Annotated in this window: 22 protein-coding genes; all 22 read right to left on the minus strand. The window is 71.3% G+C overall.

Annotated elements, in window-relative coordinates:
- Window positions 1–87 precede the first annotated feature (87 nt).
- Window positions 88–453 (minus strand): 50S ribosomal protein L19, encoded by a 366-nt coding sequence (rplS, locus tag N553_RS0113990; protein ID WP_028047047.1) that lies wholly within the window; start codon window positions 451–453, stop codon window positions 88–90.
- 211 nt (window positions 454–664) lie between these two features.
- Entirely contained in the window at window positions 665–1,450 is a 786-nt protein-coding gene (gene trmD / locus N553_RS0113995) for a tRNA (guanosine(37)-N1)-methyltransferase TrmD (RefSeq protein WP_028047048.1), read from the minus strand.
- A 1-nt stretch (window position 1,451) separates the two neighbouring features.
- Window positions 1,452–2,015: a ribosome maturation factor RimM gene (rimM, locus tag N553_RS0114000; RefSeq protein WP_028047049.1), complete on the minus strand. Its 564-nt coding sequence runs from the start codon at window positions 2,013–2,015 to the stop codon at window positions 1,452–1,454.
- Window positions 2,016–2,103: 88 nt separating this feature from the next.
- Entirely contained in the window at window positions 2,104–2,343 is a 240-nt protein-coding gene (locus tag N553_RS0114005; protein ID WP_028047050.1) for an RNA-binding protein, read from the minus strand.
- Entirely contained in the window at window positions 2,343–2,768 is a 426-nt protein-coding gene (gene rpsP, locus N553_RS0114010) for a 30S ribosomal protein S16 (RefSeq protein ID WP_028047051.1), read from the minus strand. Before rpsP ends, N553_RS0114005 begins: the two co-directional genes overlap by 1 nt.
- 186 nt (window positions 2,769–2,954) lie before the next feature.
- Window positions 2,955–4,049 carry an amidohydrolase family protein gene (locus N553_RS0114015; RefSeq protein ID WP_028047052.1) on the minus strand — a complete coding sequence of 365 codons (1,095 nt, stop codon included), beginning with the start codon at window positions 4,047–4,049 and terminating at the stop codon, window positions 2,955–2,957.
- A gap of 11 nt (window positions 4,050–4,060) precedes the next feature.
- Window positions 4,061–5,671 carry a signal recognition particle protein gene (gene ffh, locus N553_RS0114020; protein ID WP_028047053.1) on the minus strand — a complete coding sequence of 537 codons (1,611 nt, stop codon included), beginning with the start codon at window positions 5,669–5,671 and terminating at the stop codon, window positions 4,061–4,063.
- 26 nt (window positions 5,672–5,697) lie between these two features.
- Window positions 5,698–7,494: a [protein-PII] uridylyltransferase gene (locus N553_RS0114025; protein WP_028047054.1), complete on the minus strand. Its 1,797-nt coding sequence runs from the start codon at window positions 7,492–7,494 to the stop codon at window positions 5,698–5,700.
- 36 nt (window positions 7,495–7,530) lie between these two features.
- Window positions 7,531–7,872 (minus strand): P-II family nitrogen regulator, encoded by a 342-nt coding sequence (locus tag N553_RS0114030; RefSeq protein ID WP_028047055.1) that lies wholly within the window; start codon window positions 7,870–7,872, stop codon window positions 7,531–7,533.
- Window positions 7,872–9,209 (minus strand): ammonium transporter, encoded by a 1,338-nt coding sequence (locus N553_RS0114035; protein ID WP_034622510.1) that lies wholly within the window; start codon window positions 9,207–9,209, stop codon window positions 7,872–7,874. Before N553_RS0114035 ends, N553_RS0114030 begins: the two co-directional genes overlap by 1 nt.
- 191 nt (window positions 9,210–9,400) lie before the next feature.
- Window positions 9,401–10,585, minus strand: a complete 1,185-nt coding sequence (ftsY, locus tag N553_RS0114040) for a signal recognition particle-docking protein FtsY (RefSeq protein WP_028047057.1) — start codon at window positions 10,583–10,585, stop codon at window positions 9,401–9,403.
- A gap of 49 nt (window positions 10,586–10,634) precedes the next feature.
- Complete coding sequence (locus N553_RS0114045) at window positions 10,635–10,952, minus strand: hypothetical protein (protein WP_028047058.1); 318 nt, start codon at window positions 10,950–10,952, stop codon at window positions 10,635–10,637.
- A 138-nt stretch (window positions 10,953–11,090) separates the two neighbouring features.
- A complete protein-coding gene (gene smc / locus N553_RS0114050) occupies window positions 11,091–14,654 on the minus strand; it encodes a chromosome segregation protein SMC (protein WP_028047059.1) in 3,564 nt (1,187 codons plus the stop codon).
- Between the two features lie 52 nt (window positions 14,655–14,706).
- Window positions 14,707–15,141 carry a nucleoside-diphosphate kinase gene (gene ndk / locus N553_RS0114055; protein WP_028047060.1) on the minus strand — a complete coding sequence of 145 codons (435 nt, stop codon included), beginning with the start codon at window positions 15,139–15,141 and terminating at the stop codon, window positions 14,707–14,709.
- Window positions 15,142–15,178: 37 nt separating this feature from the next.
- On the minus strand, window positions 15,179–15,580 hold the full coding sequence (locus N553_RS0114060) for a DUF4233 domain-containing protein (protein ID WP_028047061.1): 402 nt from the start codon (window positions 15,578–15,580) through the stop codon (window positions 15,179–15,181).
- Between the two features lie 9 nt (window positions 15,581–15,589).
- Window positions 15,590–17,299, minus strand: a complete 1,710-nt coding sequence (locus N553_RS0114065; RefSeq protein WP_028047062.1) for an MDR family MFS transporter — start codon at window positions 17,297–17,299, stop codon at window positions 15,590–15,592.
- A gap of 76 nt (window positions 17,300–17,375) precedes the next feature.
- Entirely contained in the window at window positions 17,376–17,999 is a 624-nt protein-coding gene (locus N553_RS22800; protein ID WP_034622511.1) for a TetR/AcrR family transcriptional regulator, read from the minus strand.
- An 81-nt stretch (window positions 18,000–18,080) separates the two neighbouring features.
- Window positions 18,081–18,788 (minus strand): dihydroxyacetone kinase phosphoryl donor subunit DhaM, encoded by a 708-nt coding sequence (gene dhaM / locus N553_RS0114075; RefSeq protein WP_028047063.1) that lies wholly within the window; start codon window positions 18,786–18,788, stop codon window positions 18,081–18,083.
- Window positions 18,785–19,417: a dihydroxyacetone kinase subunit DhaL gene (gene dhaL, locus N553_RS0114080; RefSeq protein ID WP_028047064.1), complete on the minus strand. Its 633-nt coding sequence runs from the start codon at window positions 19,415–19,417 to the stop codon at window positions 18,785–18,787. Before dhaL ends, dhaM begins: the two co-directional genes overlap by 4 nt.
- A gap of 78 nt (window positions 19,418–19,495) precedes the next feature.
- Window positions 19,496–20,491, minus strand: a complete 996-nt coding sequence (gene dhaK, locus N553_RS0114085) for a dihydroxyacetone kinase subunit DhaK (RefSeq protein WP_028047065.1) — start codon at window positions 20,489–20,491, stop codon at window positions 19,496–19,498.
- 171 nt (window positions 20,492–20,662) lie between these two features.
- Window positions 20,663–22,042, minus strand: coding sequence for a folylpolyglutamate synthase/dihydrofolate synthase family protein (locus N553_RS0114090; RefSeq protein ID WP_028047066.1), 1,380 nt, complete (start codon window positions 22,040–22,042; stop codon window positions 20,663–20,665).
- Window positions 22,039–25,245, minus strand: coding sequence for an isoleucine--tRNA ligase (ileS, locus tag N553_RS0114095; protein WP_028047067.1), 3,207 nt, complete (start codon window positions 25,243–25,245; stop codon window positions 22,039–22,041). The genes N553_RS0114090 and ileS overlap by 4 nt, the downstream gene beginning before the upstream one ends.
- Window positions 25,246–25,411 lie beyond the last annotated feature (166 nt).

Consider the following 25,411-nt stretch of genomic DNA (forward strand, 5'->3'; position numbering starts at 1 on the left):
TTCCGCGTACAGCGCCCGGTCGGGCAAGACGAACGGGCGGCCACCTGTCGGTGACCGCCCGTCGACATGCTGCGGGAACGCTGTGTCTCAGGCCTTCTTGGCCGGGACGAAGTCGCGCTTCTCCTTGATCTTCGCCTTCTTGCCGCGAAGGTTGCGCAGGTAGTACAGCTTGGCGCGACGGACGTCACCGCGGGTGACGACCTCGATCGACTCCAGGCTCGGAGAGTGCACGGGGAACGTGCGCTCCACGCCGACCTGGAAGCTGACCTTGCGCACAGTGAACGTCTCGCGGACGCCGCTGCCCTGACGTGCGATCACGACGCCCTGGAACGCCTGGATGCGGGAGCGCGTGCCCTCGACGACCTTGACGTTGACCTTCAGGGTGTCACCGGCGCGGAAGTCCGGGATGTCGGAGCGCAGCGACGCTGCGTCGACGGAGTCAAGCGTGTGCATGTGATGTCACTTCCTCGCCCTGCCACAGGTCAGGAGCGTCGTCGGGACGACTCGGGCCGCCCGCAAGGGCAGGCACGGCGTCCGTGGGCTCTGGGTCGTGCGCGCCGAGATCTCCAGAAGAGCTCTCGTGGTTGGCCGTGGATCGTCTCCCCTGTGGCAGAGACGCGACCTGCGCGCACCAACGGGCTAGTCTGCCACACCGGCGGGACGGTCAGGTAATCGGCGCTCGCGCAAGGTGTCCGTCGACCGGCCGCCAGCCGAGCTCCGCGAGCACCCGCAGGTCGTGCACGTCGAGCTGGTCGAGCGGCAGGGCCGAGACGAGGTCGGGCCGGCGGTCCGCGGTGCGCGCGATCGCGGTGTCACGCCGCCAGCGCGCGATCTTGGCGTGGTGCCCGGAGAGCAGGACGTCGGGAACCTCGAGGCCTGCCCACTGCGGGGGCTTGGTGTACACCGGGTACTCGAGCAGGCCGGCCGCACCGTGCGACTCCTCGACGAGCGACTCAGGGTTGCCGACGACCCCCGGGAGCAGCCGCCCGACGGCCTCGACGACGACCAGGGCCGCCACCTCGCCGCCGTTGAGCACGTAGTCGCCGATCGAGAACTCCGTCACCGTGACGTCGTCGCGGGTCGCGTAGTGAGCGGCCACCCGCGCGTCGATGCCCTCGTACCTGCCGCACGCGAGCACCAGGTGCGCCTCGGTCGCCAGCGCCTCGGCGGTCCGCTGCGTGAACGGCTCCCCCGACGGCGTCGGCACCAGGAGGTGGGCACCTGGCGTCAGCACGGAGTCGAGAGCTGTGCCCCAGACGTCCGGCCGCATCACCATCCCTGCGCCGCCACCGAACGGCGTGTCGTCGACGGTCCGGTGCCGGTCCGTGGTCCAGTCGCGCAGATCGTGGACCCGCAGGTCCAGCAGGCCCGACGTCCGTGCCTTGCCCACGAGCGAGAGCTCCAGCGGGCTGAGGTACTCCGGGAAGATCGAGACGACGTCGATGCGCACGTCAGTCGTCGACCGCGTCGTCGGCCGGTCCGACCGTCTCGTCGGAGACGACGAGGTTCGCAGCGTCCGACGCGAGGAGCCCGCCCGGGGGGTCCAGCACCACGCGGCCACCCGCCACGTCCACCACGGGCACGATCACCTTGACGAACGGGACCAGGGTGCGTGTCCCGTCGAGCTCGCGCAGGACGAGCATGTCGTGCGCCGGCAGGTGCTCGAGGCCGATGATCTCGCCGAGCGGCGTGCCGTCGACGTGCTCTGCCCGCAGCCCCGCCAGCTCGTGCGGGTACCAGGCGTCGTCCTCCTCGGACGCGTCCTCCTCGACGACGAGCTCGGTCCCCCGCATCGCCTCGGCCGTCGTGCGGTCGGTGATCTGGGCGAACGTCACGTACCAGCGGTCCTGCTGCGTTCGCGTGCTCACCACGGTCAACGGACCCCGCGCGGCCGGTTCGGTGCGCAGCTCGGCCCCGATGCCGAACCGGTCCTGCGGGTTGTCGGTGCGCAGGTCGAGCGCGACCTCACCGCGCAGGCCGTGGGCGCGGCCGATCCGCGCGACGGTCAACAGCATGGGAAGCCTTTCGGAGGAGGTCGGAAGAACGAGCGAAGGCCCGGTCCCCAGGCTAGGGGACCGGGCCTTGCGCGATGGTGCTGGAGGCTCAGCGCCGATCGACGTCCACGACGTCGACCCGCACGGTTCCGTCCGGGGAGAGCGCACCGACGACGGTGCGCAGCGCGCGAGCGGTGCGACCGCCGCGACCGATGACCCGACCGAGGTCGTCCGGGTGCACACGCACCTCGAGCAGGTCACCCCGACGCAGCGTCGAGGCGTTGACCCGCACGTCGTCCGGGTGGTCGACGATGCCGCGCACCAGGTGCTCGAGCGCCTCCGCGAGCATCAGGCCTGCTCGTCCTCGGCCGGAGCCTCGGCGGCGGCAGCCTTGTCGGCAGCCTTCTTCTCGGACGCCTTGGCCTTGGCCTTCTCGGCGTCGAGACCGACGGCCTCGATGGCGGCCTTCGGGTCGACCTTGTCGGCCTTGGTCCGCAGCGTGCCCTCCTGGCCGGGCAGGTTCTTGAACTTCTGCCAGTCACCCGTGATCTTGAGGAGCACGGCGACCTGCTCGGACGGCTGTGCGCCGACGCCGAGCCAGTACTGCGCGCGCTCCGAGTTGATCTCGATGAGCGACGGCTCCTCGGTGGGGTGGTACTTGCCGATCTCCTCGATCACGCGACCGTCGCGCTTGGTGCGCGAGTCCGCGACGACGACGCGGTAGTACGGCTGACGGATCTTGCCGAAACGCTTGAGACGAATCTTGGTGGCCACGGTGTGGTCTTCTCCTGAGGTCTGCTGAGGTGACGTTCCCGCGCATGGCCCGTGGGGTTGGGCGCGCCGGTTCGGTCGGGGACACGGTGAACGCAGGTAGAGGGGCTGCAGACGCCGGGTACAGCCGACCATTGTGCCAGATGCGAGGGGTCTCCCCCAACCACGTGGGCGATCGCACACGCGGCGTCACGCCTGCGCGACGACGGCCCCCCGGAGCACCACGACGCGTGGGTGCTCCAGCACCCCGATGTGCTCGCGCGGGTCGGCGTCGTAGACGACCACATCGGCACTCTCGCCCTCGGCGATGCCGGGGACACCGAGCCATTCTCGCGTCCGCCAGCTCGCGGCGGCCACGACCTCGCGGGCCGGCAGCCCGGCACGGACCAGCTCCGCCGCCTCGTCGGCGATCCGGCCGTGACTGAGCGTCCCACCCGCGTCGGTACCGACGAGGACAGGGACCTGGGCCTCGTGCAGGTCGCGCACGAGCTGGTAGCGACGCGCGTGGAGCGCGCGCATCCGTGCCGCGAACCGGGGGTAGCGCTCGTCCCCCTGCGCGGCGATCGCCTCGAACTGCGCGATCTGGAGCAGGGTCGCGGTGACCGGGATGCCCAGCGCCGCGATGCGGTCGATCTGGTCCGGCGTGGCACCCGTGGCGTGCTCGAGGCAGTCCACGCCGGCGTCGAGCAGCGCGTCCAGCGACTCGGTCGCGAACGTGTGCGCCGTGACCCGTGCACCGACGGAGTGCGCTCCGGCGACCGCCGCAGCCAGGACGTCGGCCGGCCACAGAGGCGTCAGGTCACCGTCGGGACCGAGGTCACGGTCGATCCAGTCCGCCACGAGCTTGACCCAGCCGTCACCACGGGCGGCCTCCTCCAGCACGGCCCCTGGCAGGTCGTCCGTCGATCCGAGCTCGCGGCCGTAGTGGCGCAGGTACCGCTTGGGCAACGCCAGGTGCCGGCCGGCGCGGATCAGCCGGGGCAGGTCGTCGCGGTCGCGCACCCATGCTGTGTCCGCCGGGGAGCCCGCGTCGCGCACCAGCAGCACGCCCGAGTCGCGGTCGGCGAGCGCCTGCAGCTCAGCCGTCGCGGCATCGACCGCGCCGTCTGCTGCGAGCCCGATGTGGCAGTGCACGTCGACGAGGCCGGGCAGGACCCAGCCGTCCAGGACGGCCGTCGGCTCGACGCTCGGGCGCTCGAAGGTCAGCCGACCGCCGACGACCCAGGCCTCCCCGGCTTCGCGCTCGTCGTCGAGGACGACGGTGCCGCGCAGGTGCAGGACCATCGGCTGCGCTGTCACTCGGCTCGGCGACCACCGAGGAACTTGTCGAAGTCCTTGGGCAGTGCCAGGTCCGCCGGGTCCACATCCACGAGCGACTTCGGCGCGGGCACACCGAACGACGATCCCGGAGCTGCTGCCGGACGGCTGGTGATCCCGCGCTCCTGCTCGGCACGCTTGGCCGGGTTGCCCGACTTGGCCTTGACCCGACGGACCGGCGCAGCGGTGCGTCCCTTGGACTTCTTGCCGCCCATGCCCGGAAGGTTGCCCATGCTGCCCGGCATCCCCGGGGGCATGCCGCCGCCCTTGGCCATCTGCCGCATCATCTTCTGCGCACCGTCGAAGCGCTCGATCAGCTGGTTGACGTCGCTGGGCTGCGTTCCCGAACCGCGGGCGATGCGCGCGCGACGAGAGCCGTTGATGATCTTGGGTGTGCGGCGCTCGGCGGGCGTCATCGAGAAGATGATCGCCTCGATGCGGTCCACCTCGCGCTCGTCGAAGTTGTCCAGCGCCTCTCGCATCTGCCCCATGCCCGGGAGCATGCCCATCATCTTCTTGAGGGGTCCGGCCTTGCGCAGCTGCTGCATCTGGCTCAGGAAGTCCTCGAGCGTGAGGTCCTGGCCCGCGGTGAGCTTGCCGGCGAGCGCCTCGGCCTCCCCCGCGTCGAACGCCTTCTCGGCCTGCTCGATGAGCGTGAGCACGTCGCCCATGTCGAGGATGCGCGACGCCATGCGGTCGGGGTGGAACACCTCGAAGTCGGTGAGCTTCTCACCGGTGGACGCGTACAGGATCGGCCGGCCGGTGACGCTCGCGACGGACAGCGCCGCACCACCGCGGGCGTCACCGTCGAGCTTGGACAGGACCACACCGGTGAACCCGACGCCGTCCTGGAACGCCTGCGCCGTGGTGACGGCGTCCTGACCGATCATCGCGTCGATCACGAACAGGATCTCGTCCGGGTCGAGCGCGTCGCGGATGTCGGAGGCCTGCTTCATCAGGTCGGCATCGACGCCGAGGCGTCCGGCCGTGTCGACGATGAGGACGTCGTGCAGCTTCGACTTCGCCGTCGCCAGGCCCTCACGGGCGACCGCGACCGGGTCGGCGTCGGCGGGTAGCACGTCCTCGTGCCCCTGGTTGCCCTTGTGCGGCGCGAACACCGGGACACCCGCACGCTCACCGACCACCTGAAGCTGGGTCACCGCGTTCGGGCGCTGGAGGTCGGCTGCGACCAGGAGCGGCGTGTGGCCCTGCGACTTCAGGTGCAGCGCGAGCTTTCCGGCAAGGGTCGTCTTGCCCGCACCTTGCAGACCCGCGAGCAGGATCACGGTCGGCGGGTTCTTCGCCAGGTTGAGCGAGCGGGTCTCGCCGCCGAGGATCGCGACGAGCTCCTCGTTGACGATCTTGACGACCTGCTGAGCCGGGTTCAGCGCTCCCGAGACCTCGGCGGACAGTGCGCGCTCGCGCACGGCGCCCGTGAAGGAGCGGACCACGGGGACTGCGACGTCGGCGTCGAGCAGGGCGCGACGGATCTCGCGCACCGTGGCGTCGATGTCCGCCTCGGACAGACGGCCCTTGGTGCGCAGGTTCTTGAAGGTCGACGTCAGTCGGTCGGACAGGGTGGCGAACACCTGGCGATCCTCACACTTCGGGGTTCTTAGGGCCGTCCTAGCGTACCCGCCAGCACGCGGGCAGCCCGCGCGGTGAGGTCGTCGACGAGCGTCGCGCGCCAGGTGCTCCACGCGAGCGGTCCCGCTGCGCCGGCATCCGCCTCCGTGAGCGCACGCAGCAGGACGAGCATGTCGGGGCGGTGGTCGACCGCATCGAGCAGGCGTGCCATCGTCGCCGGGTCGTCAGGGTCCGCCGTCGTCGCCAGCTCGGAGAGGGTCAGGTGCTCCCGCACGAGACGCGTGACGTCGGCGACCGTCCGGTCGTCGAAACCCATGCGCGCCACGATCGGGCCGGCCAGGCGGCCGCCCTCGACCGAGTGGTCCCCCGCGCCGGCCCGTTTGCCGATGTCGTGCAGCAGCGCGGCGACGAGCAACGTGTCGCCGTCCTCGACGACCCGCTTGTCGCGGCTCGCCCGCGCGACGGTCTCGATGAGGTGGCGGTCGACCGTGTGCCGGTGGATCTGCGAGCGCTGCGGCCGGTTGCGCACGCCCGCCCACTCCGGGATCCACGTGGTCACGACCCCTGCCAGGTCGAGCGCCTCCCAGATCGGTACCTGGGCCGGGCCGGAGCCGAGCAGCTGGAGCAGGTGGGTGCGCGCCGCCCTGGGCCACGGCGTCGGCAGCGGCGGCGTGGACGTGAGGCTGGCGACCGTCACGGGCGACAGGCTCAGGCCCGTCCGCGCCGCCGTCGCAGCCGCCCGCAGCGAGAGCAGCGGGTCCTCGGCCGGGCGCGCATCGACCGCCAGCACGATCTCGCCGTCGTGCTCGACCAGGTCCTCCGCGATCGAGCGGAGCCTCGGTGCGGTGCGCCGTCCACGCACCAGCCTCGCGCTCCTGGCCGGGCGCTGCAGCGCCTGCCGGGCGTTGCGCACGGTGGTGTCCAGGGCGTAGGAGATCACCCGTCCGGCCTCGGCGATGCTCGCCAGGAGGTCGTCCCGGTCATCGAACCCGACCAGGGCGGCCACCTCGTCCTGGTCCGCGAGCAGCAGACGGTTGGTGTGCCGCCGCGTGACCACCTGAACGGTGTCGCGCACGTCGAGCAGGTGCGCGTAGGCGGTGTCGACCGCACCGTGCGGTCGGTCGGTGAGCCACGTGGCGGCCAGCGCGCTGAGCACCACCGCGTCGCGGATGCCGCCGCGCGCCTCCTTGAGCTCCGGCTCGATGAGGTAGGCGACCTCACCGTGCCGGTCGGCGCGCTGACGGGTCGAGCTCAGGAGCTCGGGAAGCCTGCGCCGTGCTGCGGAGCGCCAGTCCTCCAGGAGCGCGGACTTGGCGCGAGCGATGACCACCGCGTCGCCGGCGACCGGCTGCAGGTCGAGCAGGCCCACGGCGGCCGGCAGGTCCTTGGACGCCACCTGACGGCACTGCGCGAGAGAGCGGACCGAGTGGTCGAGGTCCAGACCCGCATCCCAGATCGGGTACCAGATGCGCTGCGAGAGCGCGGCCAGCTCGTCGGGCGAGTGCCCCCGCCCCTCGTGCACGAGAAGGAGGTCGAGATCGCTCACCGGGCTGGCGTCGCCGCGCCCGATGCTGCCCACGGCTCCCAGGGCTATACCGGCGACGTCCTCTCCTTCGGTGGCCGCGGCCCACTGCTCGCCGAGCCTGCGCACGACGAGGTCGGCGATCGCCCGGCGGCGTCCGACACCGTCAGAACCTGGTCCCGAGAGTGTCGCGGCGAGGTCGAGCCGTTCTGCGCGGAGGTCCCGCACCCCGTGCGGGGGGTGCGGGACCTCGGGCGACTCGCTCCCGGCCGCGCCCCCCGCGGGCGGCCGTTCGTGTGTCATGTGCTGCAGCTGTTCGTCCTGCTGGGGGCTCGGGTGCTAGAGCGCATCGTCGCCGTGCTCACCGGTGCGAACACGAGCGACGTCCTCGACGGGGACGACCCAGACCTTGCCGTCACCGATCTTGCCGGTCTGGGCGGCGCGGATGATCACCTCGGTGACACCCGCCACGTCCTCGTCGGTGACCAGGACGTCGATCTTCACCTTGGGCACGAGGTCGACCGTGTACTCGGCGCCTCGGTAGACCTCGGTGTGGCCCTTCTGACGGCCGTAGCCGCTCGCCTCGCTCACCGTCAGCCCTCGGACTCCGGCGGCCTCGAGGGCCGACTTCACGTCATCGAGCCGATGCGGCTGGATCACAGCCGTGACGAGCTTGGTCATCAGTTCACCTCCGTTAGGACCCGGGTTCCGCCCAGGGTCTCGTACGCCGTCTCACCGTGCACTGCCAGGTCGATGCCGTTGACCTCGTCCTCTTCGCTCAGCCGCAGACCGGTGATCGCCTTCAGGACCAGGCCGATGACCATGGTCAGGACGAAGGAGAACACGACCGCGAACAGCGCCACGACCGCCTGCGAGGCCAGCTGCGTCCAACCGCCGCCGTAGAACAGGCCGTCCTTCGCTCCGTCCGGGTACCAGGCGCCCTGGTTCGTCGTCGCGAAGAGGCCGATCAGCAGCGTCCCCGTGAGACCGCCCACCAGGTGCACGCCCACCACGTCGAGCGCGTCGTCGTAGCCGAACTTGAACTTCAGTCCCACCGCCAGGGCGCAGACGACACCGGCGATCGCACCGATGGCGATCGCGCCGTACGTGTCCACCGCCGCCGCAGCCGGCGTGATGGCGACCAGACCGGCCACGATGCCCGACGCGGCACCCAGGGACGTCGCGTGGCCGTCGCGGATCTTCTCCACGATGAGCCAGGTGAGCATCGCGAGGCAGGTCGCGACGAACGTGTTGACCCAGGCACGACCGGAGACGCTGTCCGCGCCGCCCTCGGAGCCCGCGTTGAAGCCGAACCAGCCGATCCACAGGAGGCCGGCGCCGAGCATGGTGTACGGAAGGTTGTGCGGCCGGATGGGCTCCCTGGGCCAGCCCTTGCGCTTGCCGAGGAGGAGCACGAGCGCGAGGCCCGCAATACCGGCGTTGATGTGGACGACCGTGCCACCGGCGAAGTCGATGGGCGCCGAGAGCCACCCGGCGACCTTTCCGACGGGGCTGAGGAAGCCGCCGCCCCACACCATGTGCGCGAGCGGGAAGTACACCAGCGTCACCCAGACCACCGTGAAGGCGACCCACGTGCCGAACTTGATGCGGTCGGCGATCGCGCCGGAGATGAGTGCGACCGTGATGACGGCGAACGTGGCCTGGAAGCCGACGGCGACCAGTGCGGGGACGCCCATGAACCCCAGGAGGCTCAGGTCGTCGGTGAGGCCGCCGAGCCCGAAGTAGGTGGTCGGGCTGCTGACGAACTGCCCCAGACCGGTGGTGTTCGGGCCGAACGCCATGGAGTAGCCGTACAGCACCCAGACGAACCCGACGGTCCCGACAGCGATGAAGTTCAGCATCAGCATGTTCAGGACCGACTTGCTGCGAACCATGCCACCGTAGAAGAACGCCAGACCGGGGACCGTCATCATGAGAACGATCGCGGCTGACGTCAACATCCAAGCGGTGTTGCCCTCGTTCAGTTCGAAGGCCTCAGAAACCAAGGTGGAGCCCATTCCGCGTCTCTCCCTCCGCCGACCTGGCGGCCGGACGGGACAACAGTCGGGGAGATCCGTTTCCTTCGTTCACCAGGCGCGTTACGCCCGTGTGACAAGCGCCGATCCCGCGTAAACGTTCGATTTCGTGGTGAGCAGCCGTCCAGGTCGTCGGACGGCCCGCCTGCGCGCTCAGTCGGGCCGCAGCGTGCTCACCCCTCGAGCAGACCGTCCACGAACGACTCCGCATCGAACGGTGCGAGGTCGTCGGCCCCTTCGCCCAGGCCGACCAGCTTGACCGGGACGCCCAGCTCACGCTGGACCGCCACGACGATCCCGCCCTTCGCGGTCCCGTCGAGCTTGGTCAGCACGATCCCCGTGACCCCGGCGACCTCACCGAAGACACGCGCCTGGTTCAGGCCGTTCTGCCCCGTGGTCGCGTCGAGCACGAGAAGCACCTCGGACAAGGGCGCCTCACGGGTGATGACGCGCGTGATCTTGCCCAGCTCGTCCATCAGGCCGGCCTTGTTCTGCAGCCGTCCGGCCGTGTCGACGAGCACGACGTCGACACCCTCGGTACGTCCGGTGCGGACCGCGTCGAACGCGACGGCCGCGGGGTCGGCGCCGTCCCGGTCCGAGCGCACGGTGTGGACCCCCACACGGGAGCCCCAGGTCTGCAGCTGGTCCGCGGCCGCAGCCCGGAAGGTGTCCGCGGCGCCAAGCACGACCGTGCGCCCCTCGGCGACGAGCACGCGCGCGAGCTTGCCGACGGTCGTCGTCTTGCCGGTCCCGTTGACTCCCACCACGAGCACCACCGCGGGCACCGTCGAACCGTCGTCGCCCGTGGTCGGTGCGGTGTTCAGCGATCGGTCCAGCGTCGGGTCCACGAGTGCGATGAGCTGCTCGCGCAGCAGCGCCCTCACCTGCGCCGGGTCCTTGAGCCCGTCGACCCGCACGCGCGTGCGCAGCGCCTCGATCAGGTCACCGCTGGGGCCCGCGCCCACGTCCGCGAGCAGGAGGGTCTCCTCCAGCTCTTCCCAGTCGTCCTCTGTCAGGTGGTCACGCGAGAGGACCGCGAGCAGGCGCGAACCGAGCGGCGACCCGGAGCGGGCCAGGCGCGAACGCAACCGGGCGAGGCGTCCCGCGACCGGCTCAGGCACGTCCAGGACGGGCGCGAGGGCGGCCTCGTCGGGGAAGACCTCGGTGTCGACGTCGGCAGGCTCGGCGACGACCGGGTCGGCCTCAACTGCGGGTTCGGCGGGCGCCGGGGCCCGCTCGACCGGGGCCTTGTCCTCGAGGTCGGGCCGGCGTCGCCGCACCAGGGTCGTCGCGAGGACGACGAGCAGGGCGATCGGGATGCCGGCGGCGAGAAGGGGCGCGAGGCTGTCGGGGTTCACCGGGACAGTCTGTACGGCCTCGGCGTCAGGAAGCGAGTCTGCGCAGGTGTCAGCGGCGGCGACCGGCGAGCACGCCTGTCGCCCGTGCCTTCGCGTCGTGGAGCGAGGCGGTCACGTCGTCGACGTGGAGGTACGGGTCGCCGTCCTCGGCCGTCACGGTGAGGAACTCGGCGAGCGAGACGTCCACCGGCTCGGCCGTCGCCGCAGCGCTGACGTCCGCGTCGGGGTGGTCGCGGCCAGTCAGACCCGCCCGCAGCGCGCTCAGCGGCGACTCCTGCCGGTCGCGCCGGGCGCTGACCACGCTGGCAGCCAGCAGGAGCCCTCCCGCGACGAGCAGGGCGACGAAGATCGCGACGAGGATCGGCATGGCACCCATTCTCCGCGGGTCCCGTCGAGCGGGAAGCCGCGAACGCGCCCTCGCTCGACAACCGCACACAATCTCCACAAGCCCGAGGGCGCCTGCCCGCCGGCTCGCGTGAGTCGCGGGCAACCCCCGCCTACGGGCCTAGACGGCCACGTCCTCGCGCATGCGCTGGCTGATGACGGTGGTCACACCGTCGCCGCGCATGGTGACGCCGTACAGGGCGTCAGCGATCTCCATCGTGCGCTTCTGGTGCGTGACGACGATGAGCTGCGAGTCCTCCTGCAGCTCGCGGAAGATCTCGAGCAGCCGACCCAGGTTGGCGTCGTCGAGCGCCGCCTCGACCTCGTCCATGACGTAGAACGGGCTGGGTCGCGCCTTGAAGATCGCGACGAGGAGCGCCACCGCGGTCAGCGACCGCTCGCCACCCGACAGCAACGACAGCCGCTTGACCTTCTTGCCGGCAGGGCGGGCCTCGACCTCGATGCCGGTGGTCAGCATGTTGTCGGGGTCGGTCAGGACCAGCCGGCCCTCGCCCCCGGGGAAGAGCCGCGGGAAGACCACGTCGAACGCTGCCGCCGTGTCGCGGTACGCGTCCGCGAACACCTGCTCCACGCGCTCGTCGATCTCCTTGACGATCTCGAGCAGGTCGGAGCGCGACTTCTTGAGGTCCGCAAGCTGCTCGACCAGGAACTGGTGGCGCTCCTCGAGCGCAGCGAACTCCTCGAGGGCGAGCGGGTTGACCCGTCCGAGCAGCGACAGCGCTCGCTCGGCTGCGCGCAGCCGCTTCTCCTGCTGCTCGCGGACGTACGGCACCGCTCTGGGCTCGTCGGAGTCCGGGTCCGGCGCGGGCATGACGGGGACGTCCCGGTGCGGGCCGTACTCCTCGATCAGCACCGCCGGATCCAGCCCCAGGTCGTCGACCGCGCGCGCCTGGAGCGCCTCGATCCGCAGTCGCTGCTGCGTGCGGGCCATCTCGTCGCGGTGCGCGACATCCGTGAGCTGTGCGAGCTCGGCGGCCTTGACGTCCACCTCGGCGCGCGTCGCAGACACGGCCCGGTCACGGTCGCCGCGAGCGGTCTCGGCCGCGTCGCGTTCGGAAGACGCACGGCGCAGCGACTCCTCGAGCACCGCGAGAGCACGTTGGGCCCCGTCGCGCACCGCCTCCGCGACCCCGGCCTGCCGGGCGCGCGACCGCTCGCGTTCCGCGGCACGCTCCCGGGCCACCCGCTCGGCCTGCGCGGCGCGCTCGAGCGACTCGGCCCGACCCGACAGCGCGCGTGCGCGTTCCTCGCCGGTCCGCAGGGTCAGACGCGCCTCGGTCTCGCGGGCACGCGCACCGGAGGCCAGCTCGGCCAACCGGTCGCGCTTGGCGCTGCCCTCCATGATCGCGGCCTCGCTCTCGGCGGGCTCCACCTCCGCTGCGGCGAGCCGCTGCGTCAGCTCCGCGAGCTCGGCGGTGTCCGCCTCGAGCGTGTTCGACGCGCTGTCGAGCGAGGTCTGCAGGCGAGCGGCCTCCGCGTTCGCGGCACGAGCGGTCGAGCCCAGGTGCCCGAGCTGCTCGGCGACGGCCGCGAGGGCCGCATCGGACTCGTTGAGCCGGTCGAGCGTGCTCTCGTGCGCCTCGCGTGCGGCGGCCAGCGCCTCGGTCGCGCCGGTCAGCTCGAACCGCAGCCGCTCCCCTGCAGCGGTCGCCTCGGCAGCTCCCGCCCGTGCCTGCTCCAGGGCCGACTGCAGGTGCAGCGCGCTCGGTGCAGTCGCCGAGCCACCGGAGGCGCGGTGCTGAGACAGGACGTCGCCGGCCCGGGTGGCGACGACCAGGTCGGGACGGGTCGCGACGATGGCGCGAGCGGCCGCGAGGTCGTCGACCACCACGACGTCGGCCAGCAGCGTCTCGACGGAAGCGCGCACGTGCGCCGGCGCGCGCACCAGGTCCACCGCGCGCTCGGCTCCGGCCGGGACGTCGGCAACCGGTGACGCGGCGGCCTCCGCAGGACCGCTGACCAGCAACGTCGCGCGTCCCGCGTCCTCCGTACGGAGGTAGCGGATGGCGTCGACGGCCGCGTCCACGGAGTCCACCGCGACGGCGTCGGCGAGCGCGCCCAGGGCCGCCACGATCGCTTCCTCATCCTTCGGTTCGACCGCGAGCAGCGCGGCGACCGAGCCGACAAGACCCGGCTGACCTTCCGCGGCAAGGAGCGCCCCGACGCCGTCCTTGCGCGTCAGGCTGAGCTCGAGCGTCTCCGCGCGCGACTCGAGGGCGACTCGCTCCCGGTCGGCCGCGCTGCGCTGCTCCTGCAGTGCGGCGAGTCGTTCGGTTGCCTTCTCGAGTGCGTCGACCGCCGTCTCGTGCTCGGCGTCCAGCCCTTCCTCGCCCTCCTCGACACCCGCGACCTGGGACTCGAGGACCGCGAACTGGGTCGTCGCCTCCTGCCCGCGCAGCTCTGCCGCAGCGAGCGACTCACGCAGTCGGCCGATCTCGGCCTGGGTGGCCTCGACGCGGCTGCGGCGGGCGGCGACCTGGCCGGCGAGGCGGGCGACGCCCTCGCGGCGGTCGGCGGCTCCCCGGAGCGCGGTCGCGACCTCCTTCTCGGCCGCCGTGGCCTCGGCCTCGGCCTGCTGGCGTGCCGTGACGGCTGCCTCCAGGCCGACGCGGGCGATCTCGACCTCCGAGGCCAGCTCGGCCTCGGCGGAGCGGACGCGCTCGGCCTGGGCTGCGAGGTCGTCCGGGTCAGCGCCCCCGGAGCGTTCCGGGCCCGCACTGCCGAGCAGGCGCACCCGGTCCGCGGCGAGCGACGCGGTGCCGCGCAGACGCTCCCGCAAGGACGACAGCCGGTACCAGACCTCGCTCGCCTCACTGAGCGCGGGAGCGGCCTCGGCAGCCTCGCGCTCGAGCGTCGCGAGGCGTGCACGGACACCGGCGAGAGCCTGCTCGACCTCCTCGCGACGCACGCGCAGCGCGCTCTCGTCGGCGATCTCCTGCTCGAGCGTGGACGTGAGCTGTGCCAGGTCGTCCGCGAGCAGACGGGCACGGGCGTCGCGCAGGTCCGCCTGCACGGTCTGGGCCTTGCGTGCCACCTCGGCCTGCCGGCCGAGCGGACCGAGCTGTCGGCGGATCTCCCCCGTCAGGTCGCCCAGCCGCGTCAGGTTGGCCTGCATGGCCTCGAGCTTGCGGAGCGCCTTCTCCTTGCGCTTGCGGTGCTTGAGCACGCCCGCAGCCTCTTCGATGAAGCCGCGGCGCTCCTCGGGCGTGGCCCGCAGCACCGCGTCGAGCTGTCCCTGGCCGACGATCACGTGCATCTCTCGGCCCAGACCCGAGTCGGACAGCAGGTCCTGGATGTCCAGGAGCCGGCACCCCTGGCCGTTGATCGCGTACTCCGAGCCACCGTTGCGGAAGAGCGTGCGTGAGATCGTCACCTCGGAGTACTCGATGGGCAGGGCCCCGTCGGCGTTGTCGATCGTCAGCGACACCTCGGCGCGCCCGAGCGGCGGGCGACCGGTGGTGCCGGCGAAGATGACGTCCTCCATCTTGCCGCCGCGCAGCGACTTGGCGCCCTGCTCCCCCATGACCCAGGCCAATGCGTCGACGACGTTCGACTTGCCCGAGCCGTTGGGCCCGACCACGCAGGTGACGCCCGGCTCGAAGTTCAGGGTCGTCGCCGAGGCGAACGACTTGAACCCCCGCAGGGTGAGGGTCTTGAGGTGCACGCCCAGAGCCTAGACGGCAAGGGCTACGGGGACCCGTAGGCGCAGCAGTGGCTCAGAGGGTCGGGAACCAGAGTGCGACCTCACGCGCGGCGGACTCGGGCGAGTCGGAGCCGTGCACGAGGTTCTGGATGACCTTCAGGCCCCAGTCGCGCGCCAGGTCGCCGCGGATCGTGCCGGGTGCGGCCACGGTCGGGTCGGTGGCACCGGCCAGGGAGCGGAAGCCCTCGATCGCGCGGTGACCCTCGACGACGACGGCGAGCAGCGGGCCCGAGCGCATGAACTCGACGAGCGGGGTCAGGAACGGCTTGCCCGCGTGCTCCGCATAGTGCTCGGCGAGCAGCTCCTCGGACGCCTCGCGCAGCTCGACGGCGACCAGCGTGTAGCCCTTGGCCTCGATGCGGCGCAGGATCTCGCCGGTCAGCCCGCGCCGGACACCGTCCGGCTTCACGAGGACGAGGGTGCGCTGCGTGGTGGGTGCGTCAGTCATGGCCGTCACCCTAACCGTGCCGGGCACGACGGAGGCGTCAGGGGCCGAGCTCGCCGGGGTGAGCGGCGTCATACTCCGCGCGCTCGCGGTCGATGCGCCCGCCGAGGCTGAGGGCCACCCACCACAGGATCACGAAGACCGCACCGACGACGAACATCATCGGCACCCAGATCCCACCCGCGAGCACGAGCACCTGGCCGACCCAGCCCGCGGCGTAGCCACCCGGCCGCGAGACGAACCCCGACATCAGGATCAGCACCACGGACAGACCGCCCCCGACCAGCCAGACCGTCCCGCTGGGAGCGACCCGAAGGCCGTACGCCACGAGCGTCGCGAAGAACACCACGACGGCCTCGAGGACGAGGATCGTCTGCGTGAACTGTGGCTTCGCGGGGCGCTTGCGTCGTACGGCCTGACCGGCACCGGCGGTGGAGCTCATGGTGCCAGGCTACCGGCGGGCGGGAGCGTCGATCCCCTGCACCGGCTCGCTGTGCGGGTTCGGGACGTCCGGGTGGACGGGGCCCGAGAGCTCGTCGAGCACCACCGCACCGTCGATCGTCTCGAGCACGACGCCCGAGCCGTCGGCGGCGAGCGCCTCGCCGCGGGCGACCATGCCGGCCACCTCGGACAGCTTGACCTCGCGCAGGAAGAGCGCGAGCACGAAGCCGACCAGGACCACCGGCACGAGGTACCAGAACGACGGTGCGAGTGCGTTGGTGAACGCGTCGATGACACCGGTCTTGAACGGCTCGGGCAGCGCCTGGACCGCCTCCGGCGTCAGGCCGGTCGCCTCGCCACCGGCCCCGGCCGGAGCACCCGCGAAGACCTCGGTCAGGTTGTCCGCGAGCCTCGTCGTGAACAGCGTGCTGAACAGCGCCGTGCCGACCGCAGCACCGATCTCGCGGAAGAAGTTGTTGCTGCTGGTCGCGGTGCCGATCTCGTGCGGGTCCACCGAGTTCTGCACGGCGAGCACGATCGTCTGCATCACGAGCCCCATGCCCGCACCGACGACGAAGATCATCGCGCCGAACAGGACCATCGACATGTCACCGGTGATCTGCGTGAGCCACGCGATGCCCGCCGCCGTGATGGCGAGGCCCGCGACCGGGAACTTCTTGTAGCGGCCGGTCTTGGTGATCGCGACACCGGAGCCGATGGCCGTGATCATCACGCCGAGCATCATCGGGAGCATGAGGAAACCGGACTCGGTCACTCCCGCGCCGGTGGACATCTGCAGGAACGTGGGCAGGAAGGCGACCGCCGAGAACATGCCCATGCCGAGGATCAGGCCGATCACCGTGGCGATGGTGAACGTCGGGTTGCGGAAGAGGCGCAACGGCAGCAGCGGCTCCTGCGCGCGCAGCTCGACAAAGATGAAGGCCGCGATGGAGACCAGCGTGCCGGCGACCAGCGCCAGCAGCCCCGGGTCGGACCAGTCGTAGCCGCGGTTGCCGGTCCAGCTGTCCCAGCTGGTCAGCAGGACCAGGCTCGAGGTGCCGACGACGATGAAGAAGATGCCGGCGACGTCGAGCTTCTTGCCGGAGCGGTGCGTGGGCAGCTTGAGCGTGAACCACGCGACGAGGAACGCAGCCACGCCGATCGGGATGTTGATCCAGAAGCACCAGCGCCAGTCGGCGTGCTGCGTGAAGAGGCCGCCGAGCAGCGGGCCGATGACCGCCGAGATGCCGAACAGCGCACCCATCGGACCCATGTACTTGCCGCGCTCCTTGGCGGGCACGATGTCCGCGATGATCGCCTGCGACAGGATCATCAGCCCGCCGCCGCCGAGGCCCTGCACGAACCGCCAGAACACGAGCTGGCCGAACGTGTCGGCGAAGCCTGCGCCCGCGGACGCGAAGGTGAAGAGCCCGATGGCGATGAGGAACGGCCAGCGGCGTCCCCACAGGTCGCCGAACTTGCCGTAGAGCGGCATGACGATGGCGATCGCGAGGATGTACGCGGTCACGACCCAGCCCTGGTGCTCGACGCCGTTCAGCTCGCCGACGATCGTGGGCATCGCCGTGCCGACGATCGACTGGTCGAGCGACGACAGGAACATGCTCGCCATGAGCGCGCCGAAGATCAGCCAGACGGTGCGGGGGGTCAGGACGATCAGCGGCGTGTCGGTAGCCGGTGTGCCGGGAGCGGCGATTGCCATGCGGGGGAACCTCTTCTTTTGGTGCGTTCGGGCAACTGAGTTCGCGGAGGACCGCGGTGGTCGATAGGAGGGGCGGTCAGTCGGAGACGATCGCGCGCAGCTCGGCGACCACCGTGTCGAGGTGGTCTCCGACCGGAACATCGGCAGACGACGCCTCGGTTCGCAGGAAAGTCGCGTGCAGGAGGAACATCAGGGTTGCCGCGACGGTCTCGCCGGAGTAGCCCGCTGATGTCGAGGCCCGGGTCATGCGGCCGTCGACGATCGTCGCGAGCTGGCCCTTGTGCTTCTCGAGCCAGGCCAGGTGGCGCGCGATCAGCCGCGGCTCCTGGGCCGCCAGCTCGAACGCGCGCGCCATCCGACCGTGGTCGAGGTGCGGGTCGCCGAGGAACGACGCCGCCAGCACCTGAAGGTCCTCGAGGAGGTGGCCCGTGGGACCGCCCGCCATGAACTCGTCGACGGCGGCCGACTCGAGCGGCCACGGCGTGTGGCCCAGGACCGCGTCGTCCTTCGTCTCGAAGTAGTTGAAGAACGTGCGGACCGAGACCCCGGCCTCGTCGCAGATCGCCTCGACCGTGATGGCGTCGAGGCCGTGCTCGGCGACGAGGCGATGGGTCGCGTCGATCAGCGCCTCGCGGCGCGCGCGCTTCTGGCGCTCCCGCAGCCCGGGGCCACCGGGGTCGACGCCTGCACTGTTCTGCATGGGGTGCAACATTACATGGTGTGCAACATTTTTCCGCACGCCAGGGCGTGCGCTCCCTCACAGCACGTGAACCCGAAGGGGTCAGACCTCGCCGAAACCGCCCGCGACCGCCTCGACGAACGCCTCGACGGCACTAGCCGCCTGCGGTCCCTCGGCCTCGACCCGGAGCTCGTGGCCCTCGGTCGCCCCGAGCTTCATCAGCGCCAGGACGCTCGCCCCGTTCGCACCGTCGACCAGGACCTTCGCGTCGTACCCGGCGAGCATGCGAGCCAGGACGGCCGCGGGCCGCGCGTGCAGACCCAGCGGGTTCCGGACGGTGACCGTGGCGCGCACGACCCCGTCCTGCGCGACCTCGGCGGCGGCAGCGGGCTCGGGTCCGGCCCCGAACATGTCACCCGCGGCCTCTGCTGACGCGTGCACCGTGGCCAGGTCGGCTCCCCCGTGAGCCGTCACGGCCGCGGCGACCGCACCTTCGACGAAGGGGGCGTCGGCGAGCCGGACACGCGACGCCACGTCGGCGTCGGCAAGCTCCAGGACCGACTCGGCCGTGAGCACCGCCGAGCCGAGGTCGGTGAGGACGACCGCGGAACCACCGTCCGCGGTCGCGGTCGCCACCGCGGACTCGATCGCGTCGAAGCTCGTTCCGAGCCCCCCGTCGTCCCCCCCGCCCGCAGCGAGCAGGCGCACCCCCGGCGCCATCTGACCGGCGAGCTCGGCCGCGCCCTCGGCGAGTGCGCGAGAGTGCGACACGAGGATCAGCGCGACACGTACCTCGCTGCCCTGGCTCACTCGGCCGCCTGGGCGGCCGCCCGCAGGATGAGCTCGGTGGACCGCGCCCCAGGGTCCATGTGGTGCTGCGAGCGCTCCCCCAGGTAGCTCGCGCGGCCCTTCGTGGCGATCAGCTCGACCGTGGCCTCGGCGCCCGCACCCGCGGCCGCTGCCGCCGCCTCGAGCACGGCAGCCGGCGTGGCGCCCGCGTCGGCGGCGGCGACGGCCGCCTCGACCGCGGGCGCCCAGGCGTCGACCATCGTCTTCTCGCCGGTGCGCGCCTTGCCTCGCGCGACGATCCCCTCGAGGGCGGCCTCGAGCAGGGCCACCACGCCGTGACTGTCGAGCTCCGGCAGCCCGGTCGCCTTCGCCGCGCGCAGGTACGCGGTGCCGTAGAGCGGACCGGCCGCGCCGCCGACCGTGGACATGAGCGTGGTCGCCACGAGCTTGAGCACCTCGCCGATGTCGGCAGGCTGCGTCTCGAGCGCGTCGAGCTTGGCGGTGACGGCCGTGAAGCCACGGAAGAGGTTCTCGCCGTGGTCACCGTCCCCGATCTGCCGGTCGAGCTCGATCAGCTCGGACCGGTGCTCGGTGACCGTCTGCGCCGACAGGCGCACCCATCCGATCGCCCACGCGACGTCCAACGTCATGCCCCACGCTCCCATCGACAGTTCCCGAAGCCGAGACGCCCTGAACAGTGTGCGTGGCGGGACGAGCACCTCACCTGCTCACCAGCGCAGTGCGGTGGTGTGCACCGGAGCGTCCCACAGGGCGGTCAGCTCGGCATCCAGCCGGAGCACGGTCACCGACGCGCCCTGCATCTCCAGCGACGTCACGTAGTTGCCGACGAGCGAGCGGGACACCTCGACCCCACGCTCCTCCAGCAACGCGCGAGCCCGACGATAGACGACGTAGAGCTCGGAGGCAGGTGTTCCGCCCATGCCGTTGACGAACAGGAGAACACTCTCTCCGGAGGCCAGCCCGAGGTCCTCGACGACGGGCGTGAGCAGCATCTCCGTGATCTCGTCCGCACCGGCGAGCGGGATGCGGCGCCTGCCCGGCTCGCCGTGGATCCCGATGCCGATCTCGATCTCGTCCTCCGGAAGGTCGAAGCTCGGCTTGCCGGCGTGCGGGACCGTGCACGCGGTCAGCGCGACGCCCATCGATCGGACGTTCGCGATGACCTTCTCCGCCACCGCGGTGACGGCGTCGAGGTCGTCGCCGCGCTCGGCCGCGGCGCCGGCGATCTTCTCGACCGCGACGGTGCCCGCGACCCCGCGGCGACCTGCGGTCCACAACGAGTCCTCGACCGCGACGTCGTCGTTGACGACGACGCTGCGGACCGTGACGCCCTCGGCGTCGGCCAGCTCTGCCGCGGTCTCGAAGTTCAGCACGTCGCCCGTGTAGTTCTTGACGATCGCCAGCACCCCGGCGCCGCCGTCCGCCGCGTGCAGCGCAGGTGCGATCTGGTCGGGCGTCGGAGAGGTGAACACCGCGCCCGGCACGGCCGCGTCCAGCATCCCGACACCCACGAAGCCCCCGTGCAGCGGTTCGTGACCGCTCCCACCGCCGCTGACCAGACCGACCTTGCCGGCCACGGCCCCGCCGGCCCGCGTGACGAACCACGGGTCGCTCTGCACGGAGATCACGTCGGCGTGCGCCGCCGCGAAACCCTCGAGCGACTCCGCCACGACGGTCTGCGGGTCGTTGATGAGCTTCTTCACTGCAGCCATCCCTTCGTTCGGGTGCCCACGGCGAGCAGCCCGCGCACTTGCGTCTCAGGACTCCTTTGTCCGGACATGCTCACCCTGATGTGCGGGTCAAAGGGTCGTCAAGGCGAGAACGTGCGCGGGCACTGCACGTTCGTGCAGTGCACTCGGAGGCGTGCTGCCAGGTCAGAGACGTCCGAGCAGCCGCCGGGCCTCCGCCACGAGCAGGATCGAACCCGTCACCAGGACGCCCGCACCGCGCTCCGCCTCGCTCTCCGCCCGGGTCACGGCCAGGTCCAGGGCATCGCTGAGACGCTCGGCCACATGGACGCGGTCCTCGCCGAAGACGTCGATCGCGACCTCGGCGAGGTCCTCGACCTCGAGCGACCGAACGTTCGACGCACGCGTGACCACGATCTCCGCGAGCATCGGCTCGAGCAGCGACAGCATGCCCTCCGGGTCCTTGTCAGCCATCACCCCGACGACGCCGACCAGGCGCTGGAACTCGAAGGCCTCCTCGATCGCGGGGACGAGCGCCTCGACGCCCGCCGGGTTGTGCGCGCCGTCGACGATGATCGTCGGGCTCGAGCGCACCACCTCGAGCCTGCCCGGGGAGTCGACGTCGGCGAACGCGACCTCGACGATCCCGGGGTCCAGCGCGCGACCACCGGTGAGGAGCGCCTCCGTGGCGGTCAGTGCCAGCAGGGCGTTGTGCGCCTGGAACTCGCCGTGCAGCGGAAGGAAGATCTCCGTGTAGGTGCCGCCGAGGCCCTGCAGCGCGATGAGCTGACCGCCGACCGCGACCTGCCGGTCCACGACCTGGATGTCGACACCCTCACGCACCACCCGGGCACCGCGCTCGGCGGCGGCCGCCAGCACGACGCCCTCGACGTCCTCCTGCTGCTCGGCCAGCACGAGGGTGGCGCCGTCCTTGATGATCCCCGCCTTGACCGACGCGATGTCGAGCAGCGTGTCGCCCAGGTAGCGCTCGTGGTCCATCGCGATCGGAGTGATGATCGCGACCTCGCCGTCCGCCACGTTCGTCGAGTCCCACGAGCCGCCCATGCCGACCTCGATCACCGCGACGTCCACCGGGGCGTCCGCGAACGCCGCGAACGCCATGACCGTGAACACCTCGAAGAACGACAGCCGCGGCTTGCCCTCCTCCGCCGAGCGCTGGTCGACCAGGTGCACGTACGGCGCGACGTCCTGCCACACCTCCACGAAGCGCTCGTCGCTGATGGGCTCGCCGTCGATCACGATCCGCTCGTTGACGCGCGACAGGTGCGGGCTGGTGAAGCGACCGGTGCGCAGACCGTGCTCACGCACCAGGCGCTCGACCATGCGCGCCGTGGACGTCTTGCCGTTGGTGCCCGTCAGGTGCACCACGCGGTAGGCCTTCTGCGGGTCGCCCAGCAGCTCCATGACCGCGAGAGTGCGGTCGAACGACGGGTCGATCTCGTGCTCGGGCGCCCGCGCGAGGATCGCCTGGTAGACCTCCTCGGCGGCCTCGCGGGCCTCCTTCTCGGCCTGGCGGCGCACGTGGTCGGCTCCGGACGCGCTCACGCCTCGTACCCCCCGCCCTCGACGGCCGCCACGGTGACCCGTAGCTCCGGCGACGCGTCGGCGAGCTCGATCGACACCGCGAGAGTCTCCCGGGCGATCGTGTCGCGGTGCGTCTCGACGGCTGCCAGGTGCTCGGACGGGACGTCGATGGTGAGCATGATCCGGTCACCGACCTGCAGCCCGGCCGCCTTGCGGGCGTCCTGGACGGCGCGCACCACGTCGCGGGCGTACCCCTCGGCACGCAGCGCGTCGTCGAGCGCGAGATCGAGCACGACGAACCCGCCACCCGGGAGGACCGCGGCGGCACCGCCGCCCTCACCGACGACGGTGGTGAGCTCGTACTCCGTGGGCTCGAGCGCGACGTCACCGACGACGACCGTGCCGTCCACGACCCGCCAGCTCCCGGCTCGCGCGGCCTGGATCACCGACTGCACGCCGCGGCCGAGCCGAGGACCGGCCGCGCGTGCGTTGACCGCCAGCCTCTGCGTGATGCCGAACCGCTCGGCCGTGCCGGCGTCCGCGGTGACGAGGTCGACGGTCTTGACGTTCAGCTCGGCCGCGAGCAGGTCGACGTACGGCACCAGCGCGTCCGCGTCGTCGACCGCGACGGTCAGCGTTCGCAGCGGCTGCCGCACCCGCACGCCCGCCGCCTTGCGCAGGCCGAGCGCCGTGGACGTCACAGCGCGGACCTGGTCCATGGCCGCGACGAGCGAGTCGTCCGAGGCACCAGCCGTCGGCCAGTCGGCCAGGTGCACGCTGCGGCCGCCGGTCAACCCGCGCCAGACCTCCTCGGTGACCAGCGGAGCAAGCGGCGCCATGACCCTGGTGAGCACCTCGAGCGAGGTCCACAGCGTGTCGAACGCGTCCGCGTCCTCGGCCCAGAACCGGTCGCGCTGCGTGCGGACGTACCAGTTGGTCAGCAGATCCAGGTGCTCACGCACCGACTCGCACGCAGCCGAGATGTCGTAGGCGTCCATCTGCGCCGTGACGGCGGCGACGAGGTCGTCGGTGCGCGACAGGACGTAGCGGTCCATCGGTGCCAGGCCCGCCACGCGCTCCGCGGAGACCGCCGTCGCCGTGTAGCCGGCGCCGCCGTTCGCGGCACCCGAGTACAGCGAGAAGAAGTAGTACGTGCTCCACAGCGGAAGCAGCACCTGGCGCACCCCGTCGCGGATGCCCTCCTCGCCGACGATGAGGTTGCCGCCGCGCAGGATCGAGCTCGACATGAGGAACCAGCGCACCGCGTCCGAGCCGTAGACGTCCCACATCTCCACCGGGTCCGGGAAGTTGCGCAGGCTCTTCGACGCCTTGCGGCCGTCGTCGCCCAGCACGATGCCGTGGCACATGACGTTGCGGAACGCCGGCCGGTCGAAGATCGCCGTGGCCAGCACGTGCAGCGTGTAGAACCAGCCGCGGGTCTGGCCGATGTACTCGACGATGAAGTCGCCCGGGTAGTGGTGCTCGAACCAGTCGGCGTTCTCGAACGGGTAGTGCACCTGCGCGAACGGCATCGAGCCCGAGTCGAACCACACGTCGAGCACGTCCGGGATGCGACGCATCGTCGAGGCACCGGTCGGGTCGTCCGGGTTCGGGCGCGTCAGCTCGTCGATGAACGGGCGGTGCAGGTCGGGCTCGCCCGCCTCGTTCGTCGGAACCCTGCCGAAGTCCGCCTGCAGCTCCTCGAGCGAGCCGTAGACGTCGACACGGGGGTACGCGGGGTCGTCGGAGACCCACACCGGGATAGGCGTGCCCCAGTAGCGGTTGCGGCTGATCGACCAGTCGCGCGCGTTGGACAGCCACTTGCCGAACTGGCCGTCCTGGATGTGGTCCGGAGTCCAGCTGATCTCCTGGTTGAGCTCGACCATCCGGTCGCGGAACTGCGTCACGCGCACGAACCAGCTGGAGACCGCCTTGTAGATCAGGGGGTTCCGGCAGCGCCAGCAGTGCGGGTAGGAGTGCTCGTACGTCTCGTGCCGCACGACGACGGAACGGTCCGACTCAGGCGTGCGCGAGAGCGGGCCCGCACCGGCCTTGAGGTCCGCGGTGATCGTCTTGTTCGCGTCGAAGACCTGCACGCCGACGTAGTCCGGGACCTCGGACGTGAAACGGCCACGCGAGTCGACGGGAACCACGGGGGCGATCCCGGCGGCCTCGCAGACGGCCATGTCGTCCTCGCCGAACGCCGGCGCCAGGTGCACGATGCCCGAGCCGTCCTCGGTGGTGACGAAGTCGCCGACCAGGACCTGGTGCGCGTTCTCGTGACCCGCGAAGTAGTCGAAGGGCGGCGTGTACCGGCGGCCGGCGAGGTCGCGGCCCTTCACGGTGGCGACGACGGTCGCCTCACCGAGCTCCTTGGCGTACGCGCCCACCCGTGCGGCCGCAAGCACGACCCGCTCTCCTGCCAGGGCAGAGTCCGGTCCCGGCTCGACCGTCACGTAGTCGACGTCCGGGCCGACCGCGATCGCCAGGTTGCTGGGCAGCGTCCACGGGGTCGTGGTCCAGATGAGCGCGAGCTCACCGGTCTCGAGCCGCAGACCGACCGTCAGCGCCGGGTCCTGGCGGGACTGGTAGACGTCGTCGTCCATGCGCAGCTCATGGTTCGACAGCGGGGTCTCGTCGCGCCAGCAGTACGGCAGGACCCGGTAGCCCTCGTAGGCCAGCCCCTTGTCGTAGAGGCGCTTGAACGCCCAGATCACCGACTCCATGAACGTCGTGTCGAGCGTCTTGTAGTCGTGGTCGAAGTCGACCCAGCGCGCCTGACGAGTGACGTACTCGCGCCACTCGCCCGTGTACCGCAGGACGGATTCGCGGCACGCCTGGTTGAACGCCGCCAGACCCATCTCCTCGATCTGGGCGGTGTCCGTGATGCCCAGGAGCCGCTGCGCCTCGAGCTCGGCGGGCAGGCCGTGCGTGTCCCAGCCGAACCGGCGCTCCACATGCTTGCCGCGCATCGTCTGGTACCGCGGCACGACGTCCTTGGCGTAGCCGGTCAGCAGGTGGCCGTAGTGCGGCAGGCCGTTGGCGAAGGGCGGTCCGTCGTAGAAGACGTACTCGTTGCTGCCGTTCTCGCCCGCCGGGCGTGCGTCGACGGACGCCTGGAAGGTGCCGTCGGCGTCCCAGTAGGCCAGGACGTCCTTCTCCAGGGACGGCAGGTCCGGGGAGGCAGGTACGGGTGTGGACGGGCGGTGCAGCGGGTAGGCCACCGTGCGGATCTCCTGTGGTGCGTCACTCTCGGCTGCGAGGACGATCGGACCCGGACCGGCCGGGCTCTACCGCGGTACCACCTCGCTTGCCGGCCTCCCGGTGGGGACGTCGACCACTTCATGAGGGCTGTGACGGGCCTACCCGTCCGGTTCTACTGAGGCCTGA

This window comes from Cellulomonas sp. URHE0023 (assembly GCF_000688475.1).
GTDB lineage: Bacteria > Actinomycetota > Actinomycetes > Actinomycetales > Cellulomonadaceae > Cellulomonas.